The organism is Allobosea spartocytisi, from assembly GCF_014764685.1.
GTDB classification, from domain to species: Bacteria; Pseudomonadota; Alphaproteobacteria; order Rhizobiales; family Beijerinckiaceae; genus Allobosea; species Allobosea spartocytisi.
Genome location: NZ_JACXWY010000021.1, coordinates 1 through 22,003, shown reverse-complemented (window position 1 = coordinate 22,003; position 22,003 = coordinate 1). Strand labels below are relative to the sequence as shown.

The window sequence follows — 22,003 nt, the reverse complement described above, 5'->3', positions numbered from 1 at the left end:
TTCCACCGGGCTCATCCTGTTGAAGAGGTTTGCCATGACTCCTAACGCCACCGATGCCCCTCATGCGCCCGTCCACGAGACGGTCTCCCTGGTCTCCATGTTCAAGCATGGCGTCGTGGACGCCAACGGCGCCCCGGCCGGCCGCCTGGAAGACGTTGTCGCCGTCTTGCGGGACAATGACTATCCACTGCTGAAAGGCCTCCTGGTCGGCAGCGGCCCGGTATTCGTGCCGATGGCGGACGTCATCGAGATCAAGCCCGATGGCGCTGTGCGGATCGCGGCGGGAGAACGACGACCCTTCTCACAAGAGGCTGGGGAAACGCTGCTGAAGGCCGAGATGCTCGGCCGGCGTCTGGTCGATCTGCCGCGCGGCGTGTTGGTCAAGGCGCACGACGTGCGCTTCGACGCAACCCCGTCGGGTTGGCGCATGGTCAGCGTGGACGTGCACAAGCATAGCTGGCTGCACTTCGGCTCGCATGAGCACCACCCGGCCCGGGACTGGCACGACTTCCTGCCGCTCACCCGCGACGCAGCGCAGGCCAGATCTACATCATCGCTCGGCCGCATCGAGGCGCTGAAGCCGGCTCAGATCGCCGATATTATTGAACGCGCTCCGAGCCAAGAGCAGGATGTCTTGCTGGCTTTGGTGCATACGGATCCCAGCCTGGAAGCCAATGTCTTCGAGGAGTTGGACGATGACAAGCAGGCGCAACTGCTGAAATCGCGCAACGACGACGAGGTGGCCGACGTACTGTCGCGCATGCGCGCCGACGACGCGGCCGACGCGATCATGGAGTTGCCGCAGGAACGCCGACAGAACGTGCTCGATCGTCTCCCGACGGCGACGAAGATGAAGGTCAGCATGCTGCTCGGCTTTAATTCGGCGACGGCGGGCGGCCTGATGGGCGCCGATTTCCTCGCCGTGCCGGAGGATCGCACGATCGGCGATGCGCTTGAGCAACTGCGAACACTGACAACCGTGCAGCCCGAGGCCTTGGTGACGATTCACAGCCTGAATGCGGACGGCGCCTTGGCCGGAACGCTAAGCGTTGTGCGCGCCCTGCAACTTAGTCCCTCGACGTTACTTCGCGACGCAGTCGACGCGCGCGCAATCGTCGCATCGCCTGATGACGACATCATTGCGGTCACCACGCGGATGGCTGACTTCAACTTGTTGAGCTTGCCGGTTGTTGATGCCGAGGGGAAATTGCTGGGGTTGGTGACCGTAGACGACGCGCTGGAAGCCGCCATCCCGCAGGACTGGGCCCGGCGCGAGGGGGCAAGTGGCTCGCCGCAACGCCGACTGGGATGATGTCCGACACCCACGGATTCCAGCCCAACGAGACGACCATCCTCGTCTTCCTCCATGCTGCGGGCCACCGCCCTACATGAATGGCTCATGACCCCCACTGTCGCCCAGGACGTATCCACACGCACCCGCGAACCCCAGCATTGGGCGGCGCTCGGCGCGCTAGGCATCGTCTATGGCGATCTCGGCACCAGCCCGCTCTACACTCTCCAGACCGTCGTCCAAGCAACCGGCGGACATTTCACGACCGCCAGCGCGCTAGGCATCCTGTCGCTGCTCGTCTGGACCCTGATCATCACCATTTCGATCAAATATTGTCTGTTCGTCATGCGCGCCGACAACCATGGGGAAGGCGGAATCCTTGCCCTGATGTCGCTGGTCGGCGCCAACAGATTCAAAGGGACCGCCAAAATCCTGGCCGTCATGGGCCTGCTCGGCGCGGCCTTGCTCTATGGCGACGGCGTCATCACGCCGGCCATCTCGGTGCTCAGCGCGCTCGAAGGTGTCAATGTCGTGACGGGTTCGCTCAAGCCCTTCGTCATGCCGGCGGCCGTCGCCATCCTGATTGTCTTCTTCGCAGCCCAGCGGTTCGGCACGGCTAGAATTGGCGCCGCCTTCGGCCCGATCATGCTGCTCTGGTTTCTTGTTATCGCGGTCCTTGGGCTCACCGGGATCGTTCGCAATCCCAGCGTCCTCACCGCCCTCGATCCGCGTCACGCAATCGGCTTCCTGGCCCATAGCGGAGGAAACGGGATGCTGGTGCTCGGCGGCGTCTTCCTCTGCATCACCGGGGGCGAGGCGCTTTACGCCGACATGGGACACTTCGGGCCCGGCCCCATACGCCTGTCCTGGTACGCGATCGTGCTGCCGTCGCTGCTGCTCAGCTACGCCGGACAGACCGCCTTGCTCATCCAGAAGGGTACGATCGAAGGCAATCCGTTCTTTCAGCTTTGCCCCACATGGGGAGTCTATCCGCTTGTGTTCCTGGCGATGATTGCCACCATCATCGCCAGCCAGTCGATCATCACGGGTTCGTTCTCGATGACACGGCAGGCGATGCAACTCGGCTGGCTGCCCGGCTTTCATATTCGCCAGACGTCCGACAAAGTTTACGGCCAGATCTACGTGCCCGTCGTAAACTGGATGATGATGGTAGCGACCATCGGGATCACCATCGCCTTCGGCAGTTCCGACAGGCTTGCCGGCGCCTACGGCACGGCGGTGTCGACAACGATGCTGCTGACCACCTGCCTGCTCTTCACGGCTATGCGGAAAACATGGCGTTGGCCGCTCGCGGTTTCGATCCTAATCGCCGGACTCTTCCTGATCGTCGATGTCGGGTTCTTTGGCGCCAATCTGCTGAAGATCGCCGAAGGCGGCTGGCTGCCCCTGACCTTCGGCGCGCTCGTCTTCTTCCTGATGCTGACCTGGCGGTCGGGGATCGATGCGGTTCGCGAGAGCCTGGCGCAAGCGTCGGAAGCACCCGAAAGATTTGTCGCTGACTTGGCCGCCGGCAAGGTGCCCCGTGTCCCCGGCACGGCGATCTTCCTGACCCGGACCTATCAGAAAATCCCGCCGCTGCTGATCGACCACGTCAAACACATGGGCGCCCTCCATCAGTCGGTAATCGCCTTGACGATTCTGTTCGAGGAATCGCCGCGCATCGATGATGAGGAGCGCTGTGGCGTAGAAAAGATTGCCGACGGGATCTGGCGCGTGACGATGCGCTTTGGCTTCGTCGAAATACCAGACCTCACCGCCGCTCTGAAGCGGGTTAAGGGTCTCGATCCGTCGATCGATCTCGATCACGCCATTTATTTCGCGACACGCGATATTATCGTTGCAAGGGCCGGAAGCTCGCTGTTTGCGCATTGGCGTCTTCCAGTGTTCGCCTTTCTTTATCGCAATGCCGTAAAGGTGGTTGATCGCTTCAGCTTGCCGCCCGACCGCGTCGTGGAAATCGCGCGGCAGATCGAGTTGTAAGTCATCCCCGTCAAGTGCTCAGACAAGACAGTCCCGCCGTCGATGCAGCGAAGAAGGAGGTGGACACACCTCTATTCTGCTAAGCTTGCGGCATGACACAGTCGCGCTCTCCCCTCTGGCCAGGCGTGCCACTGGCGCTCATATCGGCAGTGCTCTTCGGTGCCTCGGCGCCATTCGCGAAGCTCTTGCTCGGCTCGATGCCGCCGCAGCTCCTCGCCGGACTGCTCTATCTCGGGGCCGGCATCGGTCTGGTGGCCATCATCGCTAGCAGAGCAGCCTTCGGCGCTCCGGCTCCGGAGGCGCCCCTACGGCGCCATGACCTCCCCTGGCTCGCGGCCGTCGTCCTATGCGGCGGGGTAGCCGGACCGCTCCTCTTGATGTTGGGGTTGGCGCGTACGTCCGCCGCCTCCGGGTCCCTACTACTGAACTTGGAAGGGCTCGCGACCATGGCGATCGCGTGGGTCGTGTTCCGGGAAAACGTGGATCGGCGGCTAATGCTGGGCGCCTTCGCCATCCTTGCGGGAGCGGCGATCCTCGCGTGGAATGGAACAGGTGTACGCATCGACGCGGGCGGTGCCTTTATCGCCGTCGCGTGCCTAGCGTGGGGCATCGACAATAATCTGACGCGCAAACTGTCTTTGGCCGATCCGGTGATCACGGCGGCCATCAAGGGTATCGCGGCCGGCAGTACGAACGTCGCCTTGGCGATGGTGCTTGGCGCGCATCTGCCGACGCCGACCACGATCGCGGCCGCGGCCGCCGTCGGCTTCCTCGGCGTCGGTGTAAGCCTCGTTCTTTTCATGCTTGCGCTTCGCAACCTCGGAGCCGCACGCACCGGCGCCTACTTCTCGCTGGCGCCTTTCATTGGGGCGATCATCGCCGTGGTTCTGCTAGGCGAGCCTTTGACGATCCAATTGATCGCCGCCGGAATGCTGATGATGGTGGGGCTCTGGCTTCACCTCGCGGAGCGGCATGAGCATGAGCATCTACACGATGCCCTAGCGCACGAGCATGTGCACGTGCACGACGAGCACCACCAACATGAGCATGATGGTCTGGTAACAGAACCGCATTCGCATTGGCATCGGCACGCACCCTTGCGCCACGGTCACGCCCATTACCCCGACCTGCATCATCGGCATACGCACGTCCAGGCAAAATGACTGTTCCCGACGACAGTCATCGGCGGTGAGACTTGGGTCTGGCCGGGAAGGCTGCGGCGATGTCCGGGGCGAAAACCCATAAGAGGAAGAGGGCTGCGCCGGTCTTCGCGGCGGGTTGAAAGCCGAGAGAGAGTCTTTCGGCGCCCGTCGCGGAGTAAGTCCCGATGGCCAGTGCCGTTCAGAAGATCACCCTGTCGTCCTCGCGCGACATCCCCCTCAACAAGCTCATCCTCTCCCAGTCGAATGTCCGGCGCGTGAAGGCCGGCGTCTCGATCGAGGATCTCGCGGCGGATATCGCCCGTCGCGGCTGCCTGCTCCAGAGCCTCAATGTCCGCCCGGTTCTTGATGAGGAGGGCGTCGAGACAGGTATGTTCGAAGTGCCTGCCGGTGGCCGGCGCTTCCAGGCGTTGCAGCTCCTCGTCAAGCAGAAGCGCCTTACCAAGACCGCGCCCGTGCCCTGCGTAGTCCGCGATCCCTCCACCAAGATCCTCGCCGAGGACGACTCGCTGGCTGAGAACGTCCAGCGCGTGCCGCTACACCCGCTCGATCAATTCCGCGCCTTCCAGACCCTGCGCGACAAGGGCCTATGCGACGAAGACATCGCGGCCGCCTATTTCGTCGGCGTCAATGTCGTCAAGCAGCGCCTGCGCATCGCCGCGGTGTCGGAGAAGCTTCTCGACATCTATGCCGAGGATGGCATGTCGCTCGAGCAGCTCATGGCGTTCACCGTGACAACGGACCATGCGCGCCAGCTCCAGGTCTGGGACGCGCTCCAGCGGTCCTACAGCCAGGAGCCTTATCAGATCCGGCGCATGCTGACGGAGAAAACCGTCCGCGCGTCGGATCGCCGCGTGCTGTTCGTCGGCATCGGCGCCTACGAGAACGCGGGCGGTGTCGTCATGCGCGATCTCTTCCAGCAGGACGACGGTGGCTGGCTTGAAAATATCGGGCTTCTCGAAACCCTTGTCGCCGAAAAACTGAAGACCGACGCGGAACATATCGCCACCGAGGGCTGGAAATGGATCGAGGTCGCAGTGGACTTCCCCTACGGTCACGACCACGGCCTGCGCGAGCTCGACGGCATACCGGCCGATCTCACCGACGACGAACGTGCCACGCGTGAAGCGCTGCGCACCGAGTTCGATCAGCTTCAGGCGCAATACGAAGATGCCGACGAACTGCCCGACGAGGTCGACCAGCGCCTCAGCGAGATCGAAACCGCGCTTGAGGCGTTCGAGTCGCGACCGCACGTCTTCGATCCGGCCGACATCTCCCGGGCCGGGGTGTTTGTCAGCATCGCTCACGACGGCCAGCTCCAGGTCGATCGTGGCTATGTTCGCCCCGAGGATGAAGCTCCAGTCGTCGAGCCCGGTCAGGAAGACCGCGACGATCTCGAGCAGGTTAGGATCGACAACGACACGTCGCCGGTTCAGCGTGTCGTCATCACCATCGGCGGCCAGGCCGAGCCGGAAGACGATGAGGACGACGTCGTTAAGCCGTTGCCGGATCGGCTGCTTAGCGAACTGACCGCGTACCGCACGCTGGCGCTGCGGGATGCCGTGGCGAACAATCCGCATGTCGCGATGACGGCGCTCCTGCACAAACTCTGCCTCGACGCCTTCCAGCACACAGCGACAGGCAACTGTCTCGAAGCGTCGGTGCGGCACGTGTTCTTCTCGATCCAGTCTGCCGACCTCAAGGAAAGCCCGTCCGCCAAGGCGGTCACCGAACGGCACGATGCCTGGAAGGCCGACATGCCGAAGGATGAAGCCGCGCTCTGGGATTGGCTCGCCGCACTGGACGACGCCAGCCGGGCCGCACTGCTGGCGCACTGCGTCTCTTTCGGCGTCAACGCGCTCTACGAGAAAGGCGATCGCTATGGCGGTCCCGGTCTCTCCGTTCACGGCGTCCAACATCGTCTCGCCCAGGCTGACCGCCTCGCACGGGCCGTCGGGCTCGACATGGTCGACGCCGGTTGGCGGCCAACGGTCGAGAATTATCTCGGCCGCGTCACCAAGCCTCGTATCCTCGAAGCGGTGCGCGAGGCGAACGGCGAGCAGTCGGCGCAGCTCATCGACCATCTGAAGAAGGCGGACATGGCGAAGGAGGCCGAACGGCTGCTCAACGGCACCGGCTGGCTGCCCGAGCCGCTCCGGTCTTCCGAAGCGACGACTGCCGACATCGGCGATGCCGACGCCAACGGCGGCGAAGAGGAAGCACTGCCCGCCTTTCTCGCCGACGGTGAAGACACAGCCAGCGAAGACGAGACCGACGCGCCAGTCGTGATCGCCGCCGAGTAACGCCCAGGAGCGGGGCGGCATGAGTCGCCCCGCTTACTTCTCTCCATCGAATTCCCTCCGCCCGGCCATCGCGCTGGGCGATTTCGTTTCAGGAGGCCATCATGGCTGATTTCTTCACGCACTTCTCATGCGTGCTCGATGTCGGCACGCCCGACAACGCGGCGCGCGCGCTCGAACTCTATAATGCGCTGATGGAAGAGAACGCCCGGGAAGACCCGCCCTCGGATGCTTTTCTGCTCTCCATCCAGCCCGAACACGGCGGCGCCGTGCTGTGGATCCGTGATGATGTCACGGGCGATCCGCAAACAGTCATCACCTTCGTCCTTCGTTGTGCGGAGATCTTCGATCTCAAGGGTCGCTGGGGTTTTCAATGGGCCAACACATGCTCCCGGCCCCGCATCGACGCCTTCAGCGGCGGGGCCCATTGTCTCGATCTCGCCACCCGCGAGACGATCGCATGGACCGACACGCGCGGCTGGCTCGCGCGGACTTTGTCGCCGGGCCGCGGAAAGCGCGGTGCGCGATGAGCATTCCCGATCACGCGCGCGCCAACTTTCAGACGCTGCTCCACGCTGCGGCAGACGGCAACCTCGCCCTCATGGAATGTGCCGATGCAGCGACCGGCGAGACCCGTTACGTCATCTGCGCCGTCGGACGCGATGGCGCGGATTTCCTGTTCACGCCCTTTGGCCACCTAGCCGATGGCAATCCCTACGACGCCTATGTGCCGCCGTCTGAGAACCTATCGGACGAATCAGCCTCCTGACACCCCGCGTCGTGACCTGTCTGGACGCGGCGGCCCGTCGGTCAACGGGCAAGCCGTTTCCGCATCGCGCGCGATGCGTGACCGCCAGGCCTTGACCGCATCCCGGTCGCCAGCCCCGTCGCAACGGAGATCAGGAGGCGGTCTACAATGTACAGGGTTCTCAACAAGCATCACGCAGGCGTGCCGGCGAGCGCCGTCTATGTCGGGCGCGGCTCGAAATGGGGCAATCCTTTCCGAATTGGCCCCGACGGCGACCGCGCCGCCGTCATCGCGAAGTACGAGCGCTGGCTCGCAGACCAGCATCATCTCCTGCGCGCGCTCGACGAGCTTCGCGGCTGCGATCTCGTCTGCTTCTGCGCGCCGCGACCATGCCACGGCGATTTCTTGCTGCGGCTCGCGAACGCGACACGCGAAGCGCGGATCGCGTGGTGGCGCGGCGTCAAGGCTGGCGGGATGACGAGAGGGAGAGTGTGGCCGGGACGGGTTTGAGCCGGTGCGGACCAGAGAGAGCGCCGGCCGGCTCGCCCGTGTCCAGCTCTCCCGAGGTCCCTTCCCATGTCGCATCCTTCCGCAGCGGCCGATCCGACGGCCGCGCCAATCCCGTGCACTCCCACGGTAGCTCCTGCGCCACGCCTCGCCGAGGCCGCGCAGCTTCTTCTTCCCCACCTTGAGCAAGGCCGGCGCGTCGACGCCGCCATTTTGCGTGCGGCGATGGAGCAAGCCCTCGGCCGCTCCGACACGTCCGGCGCCTGGGACTGGAAGACGGCCTACGACGCCTGCGAGGCAGCATCCGTCCTGTTTCTGCGCAAATACGGCAAGCCGATTTTCCGTAAAGCCGGTTCTGCGTCGGCAGCGCTGCCGCAGTTCGTGAAGCTCGTGAGCCTTCTTCCCACCCATACGCGGCGGTCAGAGGAGAGCCAGGCGCTCCAGCAATTCTCGACGCCGATCCCGCTCGGCCTCGCCGCGCTCTGTGCCGCCGCCATCACACCTGGCGACCACGTGCTTGAACCATCAGCAGGCACCGGCCTTCTCGCCATTCTGGCGGAAATCGCCGGCGGCGCGCTCGCACTCAACGAGTTGGCCGAGGCCCGCGCCGCGTTGCTCTCCTCCCTCTTTCCGGCCGTCCCCGTGACGCGGTTCGATGCTGCGCAGATCGACGATCATCTTGGCTCCACGATCGATCCGACCGTCGTCCTTATGAACCCGCCATTCTCGGCGATGGCGAATGTCAGTGGCCGGATGGCAGATGCCGCCTACCGCCATGTGGCCTCGGCGTTGGCACGTCTCGCCGACGGCGGGCGGCTTGTCGCGATCACCGGCGCGAACTTCGGCCCGGAAACGCCGGCGTGGCGCGACGCCTTCGTCCGTCTGCAGGAGCGCGGCACTGTCGTCTTCACCGCGGCGGTCGACGGCGCAGTCTACGCGAAGCATGGCACGACAATCGACACGCGGCTGATGGTCATCGACAAGATGCCCGCGTCCGATCCGGCTCAGTTTCCAGCGTCCGCCGGCATCGCGCCGGACATCGCCACGCTGCTCGGCTGGATCACCAAGCATGTTCCCCCGCGCCGCCCGGTCGCCAGATCACTCGCCGCGCCGACCGCCGTCGGCGTCGCCACGCCTCGCAGCGTTCGCGGCTATCTCGCCCGCGCCGCCTCGCGGCAACCGGCCGCCGCGCTTGCGGACCCTGCAGGCGTTGAGCTTTCCTACGAGATCCTCGAATGGGCGCCGCCCGAGGGCGCCCGCCTCACCGATGCGCTTTATGAAGAATACGGATTGCAGTCGATCCGTATTCCCGGCTCGCAGGCGCATCCGACCAAACTCGTGCAATCGGCCGCGATGGCGTCGGTTGCACCGCCGAAGCCCTCCTATAGGCCGCATCTTCCAGTGAACCTCGTCACGGGCGGCCTGCTATCCGACGCGCAGCTCGAGAGCGTCATTTACGCCGGCGAAGCGCACGGCGATTTCCTCGCCGGCGCATGGACCGTGGACGAAACCTTCGATCTCGTCACCGCCGCACGCGACGACGCCGAGACGTCCGTACGCTTCCGTCGCGGCTGGTTCCTCGGCGATGGCACCGGCGCCGGCAAGGGCCGCCAAGTCGCCGGCATCCTGCTCGACAATTGGCTGAAGGGTCGTCGGCGTGCGCTGTGGATCAGCAAGTCCGACAAGCTGATCGAGGATGCGCAGCGCGACTGGTCGGCGCTCGGCATGGAACGTCTGCTCGTCACGCCGCTCTCTCGATTCCGCCAGGGCACGCCGATCCGCCTCGCAGAAGGCATCCTATTTACGACCTACGCGACGCTACGCACCGATGAGCGCGGCGAGAAGCTTTCGCGTGTCCGGCAGATCGTCGAATGGTTGGGGGCCGATTTCGACGGAGTGATCATTTTCGACGAGTCTCATGCCATGCAGAATGCCGCGGGCGGCAAGGGCGAACGCGGCGACCAGGCACCCTCGCAGCAGGGGCGCGCCGGCCTACGGCTGCAGCACGCGCTGCCGAATGCGCGGGTTGTCTACGTCTCCGCGACAGGCGCCACCACCGTTCACAATCTTGCATATGCCCAGCGCCTTGGCCTCTGGGGCGGTGAGGACTTTCCGTTCGCGACACGCGCCGAGTTTGTCGAGGCGATCGAAGACGGTGGTGTCGCGGCGATGGAGGTCCTGGCGCGCGACCTTCGCGCACTCGGCCTCTATGCCGCCCGTTCGCTCTCCTATGAGGGCGTCGAATACGAGTTGATCGAACACGAGCTCACGCCGGAGCAAATCCGCATCTACGATGCCTATGCCGGCGCTTTCTCGATCATCCACAACAACCTCGATGCCGCGATGCAGGCCGCCAACATCACCGGTGACAGCGGCACGCTGAACGCGCAGGCGAAATCCGCCGCGCGCTCGGCGTTCGAGTCGGCCAAGCAGCGCTTCTTCGGCCACCTGCTCACCTCGATGAAAACGCCCTCGCTGGTCCGCTCGATAGAGCGCGATCTCGAGGCCGGCCACGCATCCGTGGTCCAGATCGTCTCGACCGGCGAAGCGCTGATGGAGCGCCGGCTCGCGGAGATCCCGACTGAGGATTGGGGCGACGTCCAGGTCGACATCACACCGCGTGAGTATGTGTTGGACTATCTTGCCCACTCCTTTCCGGTGCAGCTCTACGAGCCCTTCACCGACTCGGAAGGCAATCTCTCGTCGCGGCCGGTCTTTCGCGACGGCCAGCCGGTCGAAAGCCGCGAAGCGGTTACCCGCCGCGACCGGCTGATCGAGAAGCTCGCCTCGTTGCCGCCTGTGCCCGGCGCGCTCGATCAGATCGTGCAGCGCTTTGGCACGGACATGGTCGCCGAAGTGACAGGACGCTCGCGCCGCGTCATCCGCAAGGGCGATCGGCTGATGGTCGAGAACCGCGCGGCTTCGGCGAACCTTGCAGAAACCGCGGCTTTCATGGACGACGCCAAGCGCATTCTGGTGTTCTCCGAGGCCGGCGGCACGGGGCGCTCCTACCACGCCGAACTGTCGGCGCGGAACCACCGGCTGAGGGTTCACTACCTCCTCGAACCCGGATGGAAGGCGGACGCCGCCATCCAAGGCCTGGGTCGCACGAACCGCACCAACCAGGCGCAGCCACCGCTCTTCCGCCCGATCGCGACCAATGTGAAGGCCGAAAAGCGTTTCCTGAGCACGATCGCCCGCCGTCTCGATACGCTCGGAGCGATCACGCGCGGACAGCGTCAGACCGGCGGCCAGAACCTGTTCCGGCCTGAAGACAATCTCGAAAGTCATTACGGCCGCGATGCGCTCCGTCAGCTCTACATGCTGCTGGCGCGTGGCAAGGTCGAAGGCTGCTCGCTTCAGACCTTCGAGGATTCCACGGGTCTGAAGCTGATGGATGCGAACGGCATCAAGGACGAACTGCCGCCGATTACCACCTTCCTCAATCGTCTGCTGGCGCTGACCATCGACCTGCAGAACGTCCTCTTCACCGCGTTCGAACAGTTGCTCACCGCCCGCATCGAAGGGGCGATCGCATCCGGCAGCTATGACGCGGGCCTCGAGACGCTGCGCGCCGAGAGCTTCGTCATCACGGATCGAAGCGTCATTTACAGCCATCCCGCGACCGGCGCCGAGACGCGATTGCTCACCATCACCGAGCGCAGACGCAACCTTCCGGTGACGCTGGCGGAAGCCTTCGATCGTCTCTCCGATCCGCGCGCGGTGCTCTTGATCAACGAGCGATCGGGACGCGCCGCCGTTCAGGTCCCGGCGCCGAGCCTCATGCTCGACGACGGCGAGATTGAACGGCGGGTACGGCTGATCCGGCCGATGGAGCATCACAGCCTTCCGCTGAAGACAATGGCGGAAAGCCATTGGATGGAGGCCAACCGTGAGCGCTTCGCGGAGGCTTGGCACGTCGAACTCGGCGAAGTTTCCGATTTCACCGACAGCACCATCCATGTGGTGGCAGGCTTGCTCCTCCCGATCTGGAAGCGGCTGCCGAACGAGTCGACCCGGGTTTACCGACTCCAGACCGATACGGGTGAGCGCATCATTGGCCGCAAGGTTTCGGCCGCCTGGGCGGCGAACGCGCTGGCGGCCGACACGCCGACCCTGACGCCTGACATGGCGTTCGGCGCACTGATGGAGGGGCGAACCATCCTCGACCTCGCCGAGGGCCTGCAGCTTCGCCGTGTTCGCGTCATGGGCGCCAACCGCATCGAGCTGTCGGGATTCGACGACACGATGCGCGACCGGCTGAAAGCCTATGGCCTCTTCCACGAGATCATTTCCTGGAAGCTGCGCATGTTCGTGCCGACCGATGCGAGCGGCGTCGAAACACTCAATCGCGTGCTCGATCGCTATCCGGTCGAGCGCGTCGGCGAACGGGAGGCCGCGTGATGCCGCGCGACGCTTCCGACCTGGCACGCCGGCTCGCGCGCGACGCGGAGACGGTGTGCCGTCACTATCTTTCCAATGGCCGCCGCGAAGGTCGTTATTGGCAGGTTGGCGATGCCCGCAACACACCCGGTCGATCCATGTTCGTTCGGTTGAAGGAGTCATCGAAAGGACCAGCCGGCAAGTGGACCGATGCCGCAACAGGCGAACATGGCGATCTCCTCGACATCATCCGCGAGAGCTGCGGCCTCGTCGACTTCCACGATGTTGCTGACGAAGCGCGCCGCTTCTTGAACCTGCCGCGCAGCGAACAGGAGCCTTCGCCAAACTCGGCCAGACCACCTGCGCAGACTGGCTCGCCGGAGGCCGCACGGCGGCTCTTTGCGATGTCGCAGCCGATGATGCGCACACTCGCAGAGACGTATCTCCGTAATCGCGGCATTACGCCTTTGCACGAAGCCGGCGCATTGCGATTCCACCCGCGCTGCTACTATCGCCCGGATGATTACTCGCCGACCGAAATTTGGCCAGCGATGATCGCACGTGTGACCGACCTTGATGGGCGCATCACCGGCGCGCACCGCACCTGGCTCAATCCCGCCGGCTTCGATCTCGTCCGTCTCGGCAAGGCGCCGATCGATACGCCACGGCGCGCGATGGGCGATCTTCTCGGCAACGCCGTCCGTTTCGGTGTGGCCACCGATGTGCTCGCGGCCGGCGAAGGCATTGAGACCATGCTGTCGCTGCGCTGCGTGTTGCCGACCTTGCCGATGGCCGCTGCGCTCTCGGCCAATCACCTCGCAGCCTTGTTGCTTCCGCCGACGCTGCGCCGGCTCTATATCGCTCGCGACAACGATGCGGCCGGCGACGGGGCCGCGATCGCGTTGACCGAGCGGGCCCGCTCGGCCGGGGTCGAGGCGATCACCTGGACCCCGAGGCGGGGCGACTTCAACGAGGATCTGCGCGGCATCGGCGTCGACGTGCTGGCAGCAGCCTTGCGGATCGAACTTATCCCGCAGGACGTCGCGCGCTTCATGCACGTTGACGCCGCCGAGACGGGATGAAGGGCGACGGTTCGCGTGTCGCCATGGTTGGTCTGGTGAGGCCCCGCAAGCCGGAAAGAGTCCGCACCCTGGCCTTCTAGAGGGCGATCGGACCAGAAGCGCCCCGGTCCAGCAACCTCAAGGGCCGACTATTTTCCGTCGGCGGCGAAGCCGCCTTTACAGCGCGAGACAAAATAGCCGGCCCCTTCGGTCCTCCGCTGCGCTTCGGCCGCGGCGCGAGGGCGCCGCGGTGCAAGCCCGTTCCGCTCCCGGTCCAGTGATCGCCACGAAGGCCGCGATGGGCGCGGCCGATCCGGCAAAGGACCTCACCATGACGACCGACCATGACGACATCGACTTCGAACCGCCGCACAGCTCATCCCCGACCGATCACGTCCTCAACGAGCTTCAGCTCTACGGCTACCGTCCCTTCCAGGGCGAACCCGACCCGAGGCCGCTTCCCGAAGGCAATGTCGTGGCCGGCGCCGTCGTCGACATCTTCGACGCCCTGATCTCGACTCTGGGTGAAACGCGCCTTGAGCCGGACCTCGAGGATCTGCTCTGGTCAACGGTCAATCTCTTCCACCGCGCCGTCGATCGCATCGAGCGCGAACTCGACGATAACGAACAGGCGCAGCGGCGCAGCCAGCGCGAGCAGAACGGCTCGGAAGTGAAATCGGTCGAGCTCGAACGCCTGACGGCCGAGGGCATCACGCTGATCGAGCGCCGCAACAGCATGGAGCTCTTCCGCGACCAGGCCGCCGAACACTTCGAGACGCACACCGGCACACCCTGGCGTCCCCGGTCAGGATCGCTGATCAATCATCGCGCGCTCACCGCAGCGATGATCGACAGCCGCGACTTTCTGGCTGCGAAGCGTCGGGCCGAGACCGAGGTCATGCTGCCGCCTGGTCCGAAGATCGCGCTCACCGGCGGGCTCGACTTCAACGACCATCGCATGATCTGGGATCGACTCGACAAAGTCCACGCCAAGCATCCCGACATGGTGTTGCTGCATGGCGGGTCGCCGAAAGGCGCGGAGCTCATCGCCGCCAAATGGGCGAGCAATCGCAACGTGCCGCAGATCGCCTTCAAGCCGGACTGGACGAAGCACGCGAAGGCGGCTCCGTTCAAGCGCAACGACGCGATGCTGGCGGTCCTGCCGATCGGCGTCCTGCACTTCCCGGGCACCGGCATCCAGGACAACCTCGCCGACAAGGCACGCAAGCTCGGCATTCCGGTCTGGAAGCACGACGAAGGCGGCGCGTAAGCGCCGCCACTTACGGCATCAGGTATCGAGCAGCTCCGGCCGAAACAGCCGGCGCCGGCTGATGATCTTGCCGGCGACCATGAATACCCCATCGCCGGTGTAATGCAGCGTCTCCGGATGCCTCGGCGACTTGGCGACATGCGCCTTCACCACTTCGAAAACGAAGAAATTATATTTGTCGACCAGCGCATCATCGACAAGACGGCATTCAAAATTTGCGTGACACTCGACAATCAGCGGCGCCTTCACGCGCGTTGCCGATTGCGCCGTGAGCCCGAACCTCTCGAACTTATCGACCTCAGCGCCCGTCGTGTTGCCAACGCCGACCACGGTGTCGATCAACGTCGTGGTCGGGAGATTGATCACGCACTCACGGCTCTTGCAGACCAGGTCAAAGCTGTAGTTTGCGCCGGCGATGACGCAACCGATGAGTGACGGTGTAAACTCCATCATCGTGTGCCACCCCATCGTCATGATGTTTCGCCTGTCATCCAGCGCTGACGACACCATCACGATTGGCCCAGGCTCAAGGTAGCGCCGAACCTGAGAGACCGGAAAATCAAGCTTTTCTGAGCGTCTCGCCATCGTTCCTCCTGCGGTCGGGTCAGGCCCCTGGCACGGTCGCGGACACCGCCGATGTCTGGTGGGACGGGTTTCCTCTCCCATTCGAGGCCAATTTTCGTTATAGTTCGGATCGCGCCGTGGTGGTGGTGGAAGGCGCGACCGTCACACGCTTTGTCACGGAGACGCCGCGATGCTCGTCATCGGACTCATACTCAGCATTTTTGGGATCGGCCTGTTCTGCTGGCTGATCTTCGCCCTTGCGGTTTATGCGCTGCCCTTCTTCGTCGGCCTCACCGCCGGCATGGCCGCCTTCCACAGCGGCGCGGGCGTCCTCGGCGCCCTCCTTATCGGCATCGTCGTGGGCGCGTTGACGCTGGGCGTCGGCCAGGTCGCTTTTGCGCTCGTCAAGCCGATCCCCTTGCGCGCGGCCATTGCAGCGGCCTTCGCCATCCCGGCCGCGATCGCCGGCTACCACGCCGTGTTGGGGCTCTCGCAGATCGGCATGCCATCGCTGTTCTGGCGGGAGACCTTCGCTTGGGTTGGCGCCATCATCATCGGCTGCACGGCTTGGGCGCGCATGACGGTGTTGGCCGAACCCCTTCCGCTGCGACCGGACGGGGCAAATGCGGATGAGCCGCAGCCGGTTCTTACGGCCGCAACACGGGAAGGCTGAGAGGCCGGCCTCTTCGTCATCGAACAGGTTCGCGAAGCACGGTCCAGCGCCATCGGGTCTCGGTTGAGAAACGAGGACGGCCCCGGCCTATCGAAGCGCAGAGCCCGCAGCACCGATCTCCCGGCACTCACATAAAGACGGATGAAGGCGTTCAGTCGCGGCGAGTCCCCGGCAATCGATCCCGCCTTTTTCTACGCCATGGCTTCTTTCTCTACGCCTGAACTCGCCGACGTCTTGTGCAAGAGAACCGATATCCGCCACGTCTCCTCCTGAGGATGCTGTTCAGAGCACGGACGCACCTGGCCTCGTGATGGCCTGATCTGGCCGAAGACCGGCTGCGCCTCGATCGCCTGAGCCGCAACGCCGTCGGCTCGACTTTCTTCCCCTGGGCTAAAGCCCATTCCTCGCGAGGCAAGAAAGTCTCACCGCCGTCATCCTCCGCTGCGCTCCGGCCCGCGAGCGGGTGCGTCGTCGATCGTCCCCGGCCTGTCGATCGCCATCGAGGCCGCGGTGGTCGCGGGCTCGAAATCAGCAAGGAGAAGTGACATGGCTAACATCGGTTCTTTCAAGAAGGTCGGCAGCGACTTCCAGGGCGAGATCGTCACCCTGAGCTTGCAGACGAAAGGCGTCCGGATCGTCGCCGAGACCAACCGCTCCAACGAGAACGCCCCCAGCCACCGCGTCTATGTGGGCCGGGCCGAGATCGGGGCAGCGTGGTCGAAGCGCTCCGAAGAAGGCCGCGACTACCTCTCGCTCAAGCTCGACGACCCTTCCTTCAACGCTCCGATCTACGCGAACCTGTTCGATGACGAAGAGGCCGACGGCTACACCCTCATCTGGTCGCGGCCCCGCAAGAACGGCGACTGAGGCCTTCGCAGCAACCCCGCCCGGCCGCGCCGGGCGGGGTTCGCACGCGCAAGCATTAGACGGCGGCCTCTTACGAAACTCAGGAACCCTGAGCTTGCCCGACCTTGAGCAGGCGCAACGCGTTCATGGTCACAAGCACCGTCGCCCCCGTATCGGCGAGGATTGCAGGCCAAAGCCCCGTGATGCCGACGACGGTCGTTACAAGGAACACCGCCTTTAGCCCGATCGCGATCGCGATGTTCTGTCGAATGTTGGCCATGGTTCGCTTCGATAGGGCGATCATCGCGAAGACGTCCCCCACCCGTCCGTGAAGGACGGCAGCATCGGCCGTTTCGAGAGCCACGTCCGCGCTGCCGCCCATGGCGATGCCGACATCCGCCGCGGCGAGAGCCGGCGCATCATTGATGCCATCGCCGACCTTGATCACTGAGAAGCCCTGGCGCTTCAACTCGCCGACGACACGCTGCTTGTCTTGCGGCAGCAATTCGGCGTGCACCTCGATACCGAGCTGCTTGCCGATCGCGTCCGCGGTTCGCCGATTATCTCCTGTCAGCATCACGGTCTTGATTCCCGCATCAGCCAGCGCTTTCAGACCGGCCTTGGCGTCGACACGCGGTTCGTCCCGCATCGCGATGGCGCCGGCAACCTGTCCATCGGCGAGCAACACCGATACGGTCTTTCCGTCGTCGTTGAAGGCAGCGATCCGTGCGATCTGATCGGGCGTAAGCGCCGTGCGATCGCCCGCTGCGTGCGGTGAGCCGAAGAACACCTCGCTGCCGTCGACCGTCCCGGTGATCCCCTTTCCACCGATCGCCTTGGCGTCGGTGATCTGGGGCACGGCAGCATTATCACTCGCCGCGCGCTCCAGAATCGCCCTAGCGAGCGGATGGTTTGAGCCGGTTTCAAGCGCCGCGGCGAGCCTCAGCACGTCTGCCTCCGGCCGGCCGAAGCCGACAATGTCGGTCACTTGCGGCTTGCCTTCTGTCAACGTGCCAGTCTTGTCGAAGGCGGCGGCGGTAATCGTTCCGATCTTTTCCAGAACGGCGCCGCCCTTCAACAACAAGCCGCGCCGGGCGCCGGCCGACAACGACGCTGCGATCGCCGCCGGGGTCGAGATCACCAGCGCGCACGGACATCCGATCAGCAAGATGGCAAGGCCTTTGTAGATCCATTCGCTCCAGGCGCCGCCAAACAGCAGCGGAGGTATGACGGCGACCAAAGCGGCGACCACGACGACGCCTGGCGTATAGTAGCGCGAAAACCGGTCGATGAAGCGCTCGGTTGGAGCCTTGCTCTCCTGCGCTTCCTCGACCAGCTTCACAACGCGGGCGATGGTGTTGTCGGCAGCGGCGGCCGTCACGCGGATGCGCAGCGCCGCCTCGCCATTAACGGTGCCAGCGAAGACGATAGCGTCTACGCCCTTACGGACGGGCGTGCTTTCGCCGGTGACGGGCGCCTCATCGATCGCGCTTTCACCCGATACGATCAAGCCGTCCGCAGGAATGCGGTCGCCGGGCCGCACGAGGATCAAGGAATCGACTATGAGGTCCTCGGCCGGGACCTCACGCGTCTTGCCTCCCTCTTCGAGCAAAGCGGTCTTCGGCAACAACGCGGTCAGCGATTGAATGCTGGCGCGCGCTCGGCCCGCCGCGACCCCTTCGAGCAGTTCGCCGATCAGAAAGAGAAAGACGACAGTTGCCGCTTCTTCGCTTGCGCTTATGGCGACGGCGCCGACGGCGGCAATCGTCATCAGCATCTCGATCGAGAAAGGCGTGCCGGCGATAGCCGCCATGATGGCGCGCCGGGCGATCGGCACGAGTCCAACCAGCATCGCCGCCGTGAATATCCAGGGTTCAAATCCTGGAACCAACTTGCCTATCGCGTAGGCCGCGATCAGCGCGATGCCGCTGGCAATCGTGAGCCGTCCTTTACCGCTCCGCCACCATGGGCCGTTTGTCGGACCATGGTCGTGACCGTGCAGTTCGGCACTAGACGCCTTGCCGTCGTTCTGCCCGTTGTGATGACGATGCTCAGGACCCTCGCTCTTTCGGGCATCGTCATGCGCGTGAGCGTCCGGGCCGCTGCGACCTTGGCAACCACAGGCCTCGACCGCCTTCGGTCCGCCGTCGCCGATCGAATGTTCTGTCAGCAGTCTGAGCTTGTATCCCAGTCCGGTCACCGTCTTCGTGATCGCCGGACCAACTGCCTCATCGTCACCGTGGCGCACGGTCATCGTGCCGGCGGTGGCCGACACGGAGACATCTTCGACACCCGGCACGCGGCGCACCGCGGTGTCGATCTTTGCCGCACATGAAGCGCAGTCCATGCCATCGACCCGATAGCGGCTCTGTTGCGAATGCTTCGTCATGACCAAATCCTCGATTCAGCCATAGCGCTACGTCCTCTAGTCGCTAGAGGAGCAAGGGCAAAGATCCGCTGCGGGATAGAAAATGCGCACGGCGCGCTGTCGATCTCGCGGCTGGGCAGAGCCCGGGCGAGAAAGAGCTCCCCACTGGCAGCCCTTGATTTTTGGTGCGCAATCGCCAATTCCTCTAGTGACTAGAGGAGTGACCGTCGTGCGCCACATCTCCATCGGCGAGGCAGCCAGACACAGCGGCGTGAAAGTACCGACGATCCGCTATTACGAGCAGATCGACTTGCTGCCGGCCCCACCCCGAACCGAAGGCAATCGTCGCACGTACGATACGCGCGATCTTCACCGGCTGATGTTCATTCGCCACGCTCGCGAATTGGGGTTCGAGATCCCAGCGATACGGACCTTGCTGACCTTGCAGGATCAGCCCAATCAGTCTTGCGCGACGGCGGATGCAATCGCGAAAGCCCGCCTTGTCGAGGTCGAGCAGCGCATTGCGAGCCTAGGTGCGCTCAAGGCCGAGCTTGAGGTGATGATCGACGGTTGCAGTCACGGACGCCTGGCGGAGTGTCGTGTCATCGAGGTGCTAGCTGACCATGGCCAGTGCATGCACCCGCACAATCAGCCGATCGCCTCCTCAACAAGCAAAAGCGCCAAGAAGCCGAAGAAGAACATCGCTGTCACCCACGGCCGATCGGGCGTTTCATGAGCTTCGATCAGCAATTCCTCGGTCACAAGGTAGAGAAGAGCGACCAGTCCGAATGCAAAGAAACCGGTCAGAATCGGACCGGGCAGCAACGCGACCGGAGCCCCGAGTAAAGCGCCGACAGGCAGCAGGATGATCAGCCCGGCCGTTATTCCGACGATTCTGGCTTTGGAGTGAACACTCTCTCCGAGCTCCGTCGCCACAGTAAGGCCGAGAAACAGAATCTCGATCGTCAAGGCAATCGTCAACAGAATGCCAACTTTTGGGCTCGCCGCGAATCCGATCCCAAGCACCAGACCGTCGATCAGAATATCGACGGCAATTGCCGTCAACAGGCCCGCTGGCCCTTTCGCCCACTCTTCCAACTGTTTTACCAGCAGCATCGTGACGACGCCGATCGCGCCACCGATCGCCGTCGCCCAGGGCGAGCCTCGATGCATGACATCGGGCAGGATCTCGCCAGCCGCCGCCGCGAATACAACGCCGGCAGCAAAATGTTGGATCGCGCTGACCAAAGTTGCTTTCGGCCGCGCGTTCACCGCAATCACGGCGCCGATCATTGCGGCCGCAGCCGGGATCAAGGTGAATTGCCAAGCTGAGGCCACCCCAAGCACCTTATTGTTTGTTCGTTGCTCTTGTTGTTGTTGGCGTCAGTCGAATATCCGACCGAGGAAGCCGCGTCCGTGACCACCGCGGCTGCCGTGGCCATCACGTGACCCGTGGCCACCATGACCGCCGTGCTGATCATATCCGCCCCACGGTCCCGGCGCGCTCGGTGCCTCTGAGGACGAAGGCGGTGCGGAAGACCTCTGCTGGGAAACCTGAGAGGTCTCGGCCGCGCTCCGCTCAATGATCTTGTCAAGCTCACCACGGTCCAACCATACCCCGCGGCATTTCGGGCAGTAGTCGATCTCGATGTTCTGCCGTTCGCTGATCACGAGATCGACACGGCAGACGGGGCACAACATGCCAGTGCCTTCGGTTCGCTCCATCGCAAAGAACTCCTTCCTTCACCAAGCTGGAAGGAGATCCTAAATCCTCTAGTGACTAGAGGAGCAAGAGGTTCTCAGCAGGAAACCTCGCGCCGCACCGACGCCCCCTAATCCCGGTCTCACCCAATTCCGCCGACGACCACCACAGTCGCCGAAAAAAGCAACTATTTTCGTCTTCGCAAGGAACGCCACAGCAAGCCCTCCGTTTTCGCTCAATAGGAGGGCATCAAAGTGTTGCCTGAGCCGGCGTTGGATCGCGAGAAACCTCATGTGCTCGTTGTCGAGGATGAAGTCCTTATGCGCGCACTCATCGCCGACGAGTTGCGAACAGCAGGCTGCGCCGTCATCGAGGCCAACTCCGCTGACCAGGCGCTCGATTATCTCGTGGCCGGCGGCAAGGTCGATCTTATGTTCTCCGATATCCAGATGCCTGGCTCCCTCAACGGCCTGCAGCTCGCCGAGCGAGTCCGCGCAGATTTTCCGACCGTCCCAGTGATCCTCACGTCCGGAAACGATCACTTGAACAGCGAGACGATGCCCGGGCGCTTTATCGCGAAGCCATATGACATCACACAGACAGTGGCATTGGTTTTTGTAACTTTGGGCGTCGCGCCGCCGGGAACGCCCGCGTGAGCGACACACGCATCCTCATTGTCGACAGCAACGTCCTGGTCCGCACACCGCTCGCCGAATATCTCCGCGAGTGCGGTTATCAAGTGCTGGAAGCCACCAATTCTGTAGAAGCCAAAGAGGTATTGAACAACACGGCTCGTCCCATTGACGTCGTGCTTATCGATGTCGGCGCTGAAGACCAAAGCGGATTCGCTCTCGCGCATTGGATACGCGATCGCGCCCCAGGTCCACGCGTAATCCTCGCCGGAACGATTACGGGCTCTGTCGAGAAAGCTGCGGATCTTTGTCAGGACGGGCCGGCCGTATCGAAACCTTATGATCACCGCCTCGTGCTGGACCGTATCCAGCGTCTTCTGGCTGCCAAGAACCGCGGCGACCAGGCCTGACAACCGTGCTAGGCGGTGCGTCGGATCGCCCCCGAGCATCTCACAACCGTCCCGGCCTGACCCGAATCACCCCGCACCCCGCCCACC

At 63.9% G+C, this 22,003-nt stretch carries 18 protein-coding genes and 1 pseudogene; 15 read left to right on the top strand and 4 right to left on the bottom strand.

The genetic code is table 11. The annotated features are described in order from the left end of the window. The first annotated feature begins 34 nt into the window (after nucleotides 1-34). The 10 genes from IED13_RS23450 (at nucleotide 35) to IED13_RS23405 (ending at nucleotide 14,721) form a co-directional block, all read left to right on the top strand. Nucleotides 35-1,312, top strand: a complete 1,278-nt coding sequence (locus IED13_RS23450; RefSeq protein WP_004624788.1) for a magnesium transporter MgtE N-terminal domain-containing protein — start codon at nucleotides 35-37, stop codon at nucleotides 1,310-1,312. Nucleotides 1,313-1,399: 87 nt separating this feature from the next. Then, nucleotides 1,400-3,292: a potassium transporter Kup gene (locus IED13_RS23445; RefSeq protein ID WP_426258871.1), complete on the top strand. Its 1,893-nt coding sequence runs from the start codon at nucleotides 1,400-1,402 to the stop codon at nucleotides 3,290-3,292. Nucleotides 3,293-3,384: 92 nt separating this feature from the next. Next, nucleotides 3,385-4,455, top strand: a complete 1,071-nt coding sequence (locus IED13_RS23440; RefSeq protein ID WP_012047163.1) for a DMT family transporter — start codon at nucleotides 3,385-3,387, stop codon at nucleotides 4,453-4,455. A gap of 164 nt (nucleotides 4,456-4,619) precedes the next feature. Next, complete coding sequence (locus tag IED13_RS23435; protein WP_191125634.1) at nucleotides 4,620-6,755, top strand: ParB/RepB/Spo0J family partition protein; 2,136 nt, start codon at nucleotides 4,620-4,622, stop codon at nucleotides 6,753-6,755. 101 nt (nucleotides 6,756-6,856) lie between these two features. After that, nucleotides 6,857-7,282 carry a hypothetical protein gene (locus tag IED13_RS23430; RefSeq protein ID WP_012047166.1) on the top strand — a complete coding sequence of 142 codons (426 nt, stop codon included), beginning with the start codon at nucleotides 6,857-6,859 and terminating at the stop codon, nucleotides 7,280-7,282. Next, on the top strand, nucleotides 7,279-7,521 hold the full coding sequence (locus tag IED13_RS23425; RefSeq protein WP_012047167.1) for a DUF6117 family protein: 243 nt from the start codon (nucleotides 7,279-7,281) through the stop codon (nucleotides 7,519-7,521). Before IED13_RS23430 ends, IED13_RS23425 begins: the two co-directional genes overlap by 4 nt. A 147-nt stretch (nucleotides 7,522-7,668) precedes the next feature. Next, on the top strand, nucleotides 7,669-8,010 hold the full coding sequence (locus IED13_RS23420; RefSeq protein WP_012047168.1) for a DUF4326 domain-containing protein: 342 nt from the start codon (nucleotides 7,669-7,671) through the stop codon (nucleotides 8,008-8,010). Nucleotides 8,011-8,076: 66 nt separating this feature from the next. Continuing rightward, nucleotides 8,077-12,411, top strand: a complete 4,335-nt coding sequence (locus tag IED13_RS23415; protein ID WP_012047169.1) for a strawberry notch family protein — start codon at nucleotides 8,077-8,079, stop codon at nucleotides 12,409-12,411. Next, nucleotides 12,411-13,472: a DUF7146 domain-containing protein gene (locus IED13_RS23410; protein ID WP_041751085.1), complete on the top strand. Its 1,062-nt coding sequence runs from the start codon at nucleotides 12,411-12,413 to the stop codon at nucleotides 13,470-13,472. The genes IED13_RS23415 and IED13_RS23410 overlap by 1 nt, the downstream gene beginning before the upstream one ends. Before the next feature lie 310 nt (nucleotides 13,473-13,782). Beyond that, complete coding sequence (locus IED13_RS23405; protein WP_041751752.1) at nucleotides 13,783-14,721, top strand: DUF2493 domain-containing protein; 939 nt, start codon at nucleotides 13,783-13,785, stop codon at nucleotides 14,719-14,721. Nucleotides 14,722-14,739: 18 nt separating this feature from the next. On the opposite strand, the gene IED13_RS23400 is transcribed toward IED13_RS23405, so the two are convergent. After that, nucleotides 14,740-15,306, bottom strand: coding sequence for a flavin reductase family protein (locus IED13_RS23400; RefSeq protein WP_012047172.1), 567 nt, complete (start codon nucleotides 15,304-15,306; stop codon nucleotides 14,740-14,742). 169 nt (nucleotides 15,307-15,475) lie between these two features. Here IED13_RS23400 and IED13_RS23395 point away from each other — a divergent pair, with 169 nt between their 5' ends. Continuing rightward, nucleotides 15,476-15,958 carry a hypothetical protein gene (locus IED13_RS23395; RefSeq protein ID WP_012047173.1) on the top strand — a complete coding sequence of 161 codons (483 nt, stop codon included), beginning with the start codon at nucleotides 15,476-15,478 and terminating at the stop codon, nucleotides 15,956-15,958. A gap of 546 nt (nucleotides 15,959-16,504) precedes the next feature. Further along, nucleotides 16,505-16,825: a DUF736 domain-containing protein gene (locus IED13_RS23390; RefSeq protein WP_041751086.1), complete on the top strand. Its 321-nt coding sequence runs from the start codon at nucleotides 16,505-16,507 to the stop codon at nucleotides 16,823-16,825. A 79-nt stretch (nucleotides 16,826-16,904) separates the two neighbouring features. On the opposite strand, the gene IED13_RS23385 is transcribed toward IED13_RS23390, so the two are convergent. Continuing rightward, nucleotides 16,905-19,193, bottom strand: coding sequence for a heavy metal translocating P-type ATPase (locus IED13_RS23385; protein WP_041751087.1), 2,289 nt, complete (start codon nucleotides 19,191-19,193; stop codon nucleotides 16,905-16,907). Between the two features lie 208 nt (nucleotides 19,194-19,401). Here IED13_RS23385 and IED13_RS23380 point away from each other — a divergent pair. Next, nucleotides 19,402-19,821 (top strand): annotated as a pseudogene (locus IED13_RS23380) (MerR family transcriptional regulator); the annotation flags it as partial. On the opposite strand, the gene IED13_RS23375 reads toward IED13_RS23380, so the two are convergent. Both IED13_RS23375 and IED13_RS23370 read right to left on the bottom strand, forming a co-directional pair. After that, on the bottom strand, nucleotides 19,821-20,465 hold the full coding sequence (locus tag IED13_RS23375) for a ZIP family metal transporter (protein WP_012047176.1): 645 nt from the start codon (nucleotides 20,463-20,465) through the stop codon (nucleotides 19,821-19,823). The pseudogene IED13_RS23380 and the gene IED13_RS23375 overlap by 1 nt on opposite strands. A gap of 90 nt (nucleotides 20,466-20,555) precedes the next feature. After that, the gene (locus IED13_RS23370; RefSeq protein WP_012047177.1) at nucleotides 20,556-20,897 is read right to left on the bottom strand and encodes a TFIIB-type zinc ribbon-containing protein; all 342 of its coding nucleotides are present in this window, start codon (nucleotides 20,895-20,897) and stop codon (nucleotides 20,556-20,558) included. A 231-nt stretch (nucleotides 20,898-21,128) separates the two neighbouring features. Between IED13_RS23370 and IED13_RS23365 the strand changes: the two genes are divergently transcribed. Both IED13_RS23365 and IED13_RS23360 read left to right on the top strand, forming a co-directional pair. Then, a complete protein-coding gene (locus IED13_RS23365) occupies nucleotides 21,129-21,530 on the top strand; it encodes a response regulator (protein WP_012047178.1) in 402 nt (133 codons plus the stop codon). Beyond that, a complete protein-coding gene (locus IED13_RS23360; protein WP_012047179.1) occupies nucleotides 21,527-21,916 on the top strand; it encodes a response regulator in 390 nt (129 codons plus the stop codon). Before IED13_RS23365 ends, IED13_RS23360 begins: the two co-directional genes overlap by 4 nt. Nucleotides 21,917-22,003: the final 87 nt, after the last annotated feature.

Coding starts and splice junctions, on each gene's coding strand:
- IED13_RS23450 (WP_004624788.1), top strand. CDS start 35: ATGACTCCTAACGCCACCGATGCCCCTCATGCGCCCGTCCACGAGACG.
- IED13_RS23445 (WP_426258871.1), top strand. CDS start 1,400: ATGACCCCCACTGTCGCCCAGGACGTATCCACACGCACCCGCGAACCC.
- IED13_RS23440 (WP_012047163.1), top strand. CDS start 3,385: ATGACACAGTCGCGCTCTCCCCTCTGGCCAGGCGTGCCACTGGCGCTC.
- IED13_RS23435 (WP_191125634.1), top strand. CDS start 4,620: ATGGCCAGTGCCGTTCAGAAGATCACCCTGTCGTCCTCGCGCGACATC.
- IED13_RS23430 (WP_012047166.1), top strand. CDS start 6,857: ATGGCTGATTTCTTCACGCACTTCTCATGCGTGCTCGATGTCGGCACG.
- IED13_RS23425 (WP_012047167.1), top strand. CDS start 7,279: ATGAGCATTCCCGATCACGCGCGCGCCAACTTTCAGACGCTGCTCCAC.
- IED13_RS23420 (WP_012047168.1), top strand. CDS start 7,669: ATGTACAGGGTTCTCAACAAGCATCACGCAGGCGTGCCGGCGAGCGCC.
- IED13_RS23415 (WP_012047169.1), top strand. CDS start 8,077: ATGTCGCATCCTTCCGCAGCGGCCGATCCGACGGCCGCGCCAATCCCG.
- IED13_RS23410 (WP_041751085.1), top strand. CDS start 12,411: ATGCCGCGCGACGCTTCCGACCTGGCACGCCGGCTCGCGCGCGACGCG.
- IED13_RS23405 (WP_041751752.1), top strand. CDS start 13,783: ATGACGACCGACCATGACGACATCGACTTCGAACCGCCGCACAGCTCA.
- IED13_RS23400 (WP_012047172.1), bottom strand. CDS start 15,306: ATGGCGAGACGCTCAGAAAAGCTTGATTTTCCGGTCTCTCAGGTTCGG.
- IED13_RS23395 (WP_012047173.1), top strand. CDS start 15,476: ATGCTCGTCATCGGACTCATACTCAGCATTTTTGGGATCGGCCTGTTC.
- IED13_RS23390 (WP_041751086.1), top strand. CDS start 16,505: ATGGCTAACATCGGTTCTTTCAAGAAGGTCGGCAGCGACTTCCAGGGC.
- IED13_RS23385 (WP_041751087.1), bottom strand. CDS start 19,193: ATGACGAAGCATTCGCAACAGAGCCGCTATCGGGTCGATGGCATGGAC.
- IED13_RS23375 (WP_012047176.1), bottom strand. CDS start 20,465: ATGATCGGCGCCGTGATTGCGGTGAACGCGCGGCCGAAAGCAACTTTG.
- IED13_RS23370 (WP_012047177.1), bottom strand. CDS start 20,897: ATGGAGCGAACCGAAGGCACTGGCATGTTGTGCCCCGTCTGCCGTGTC.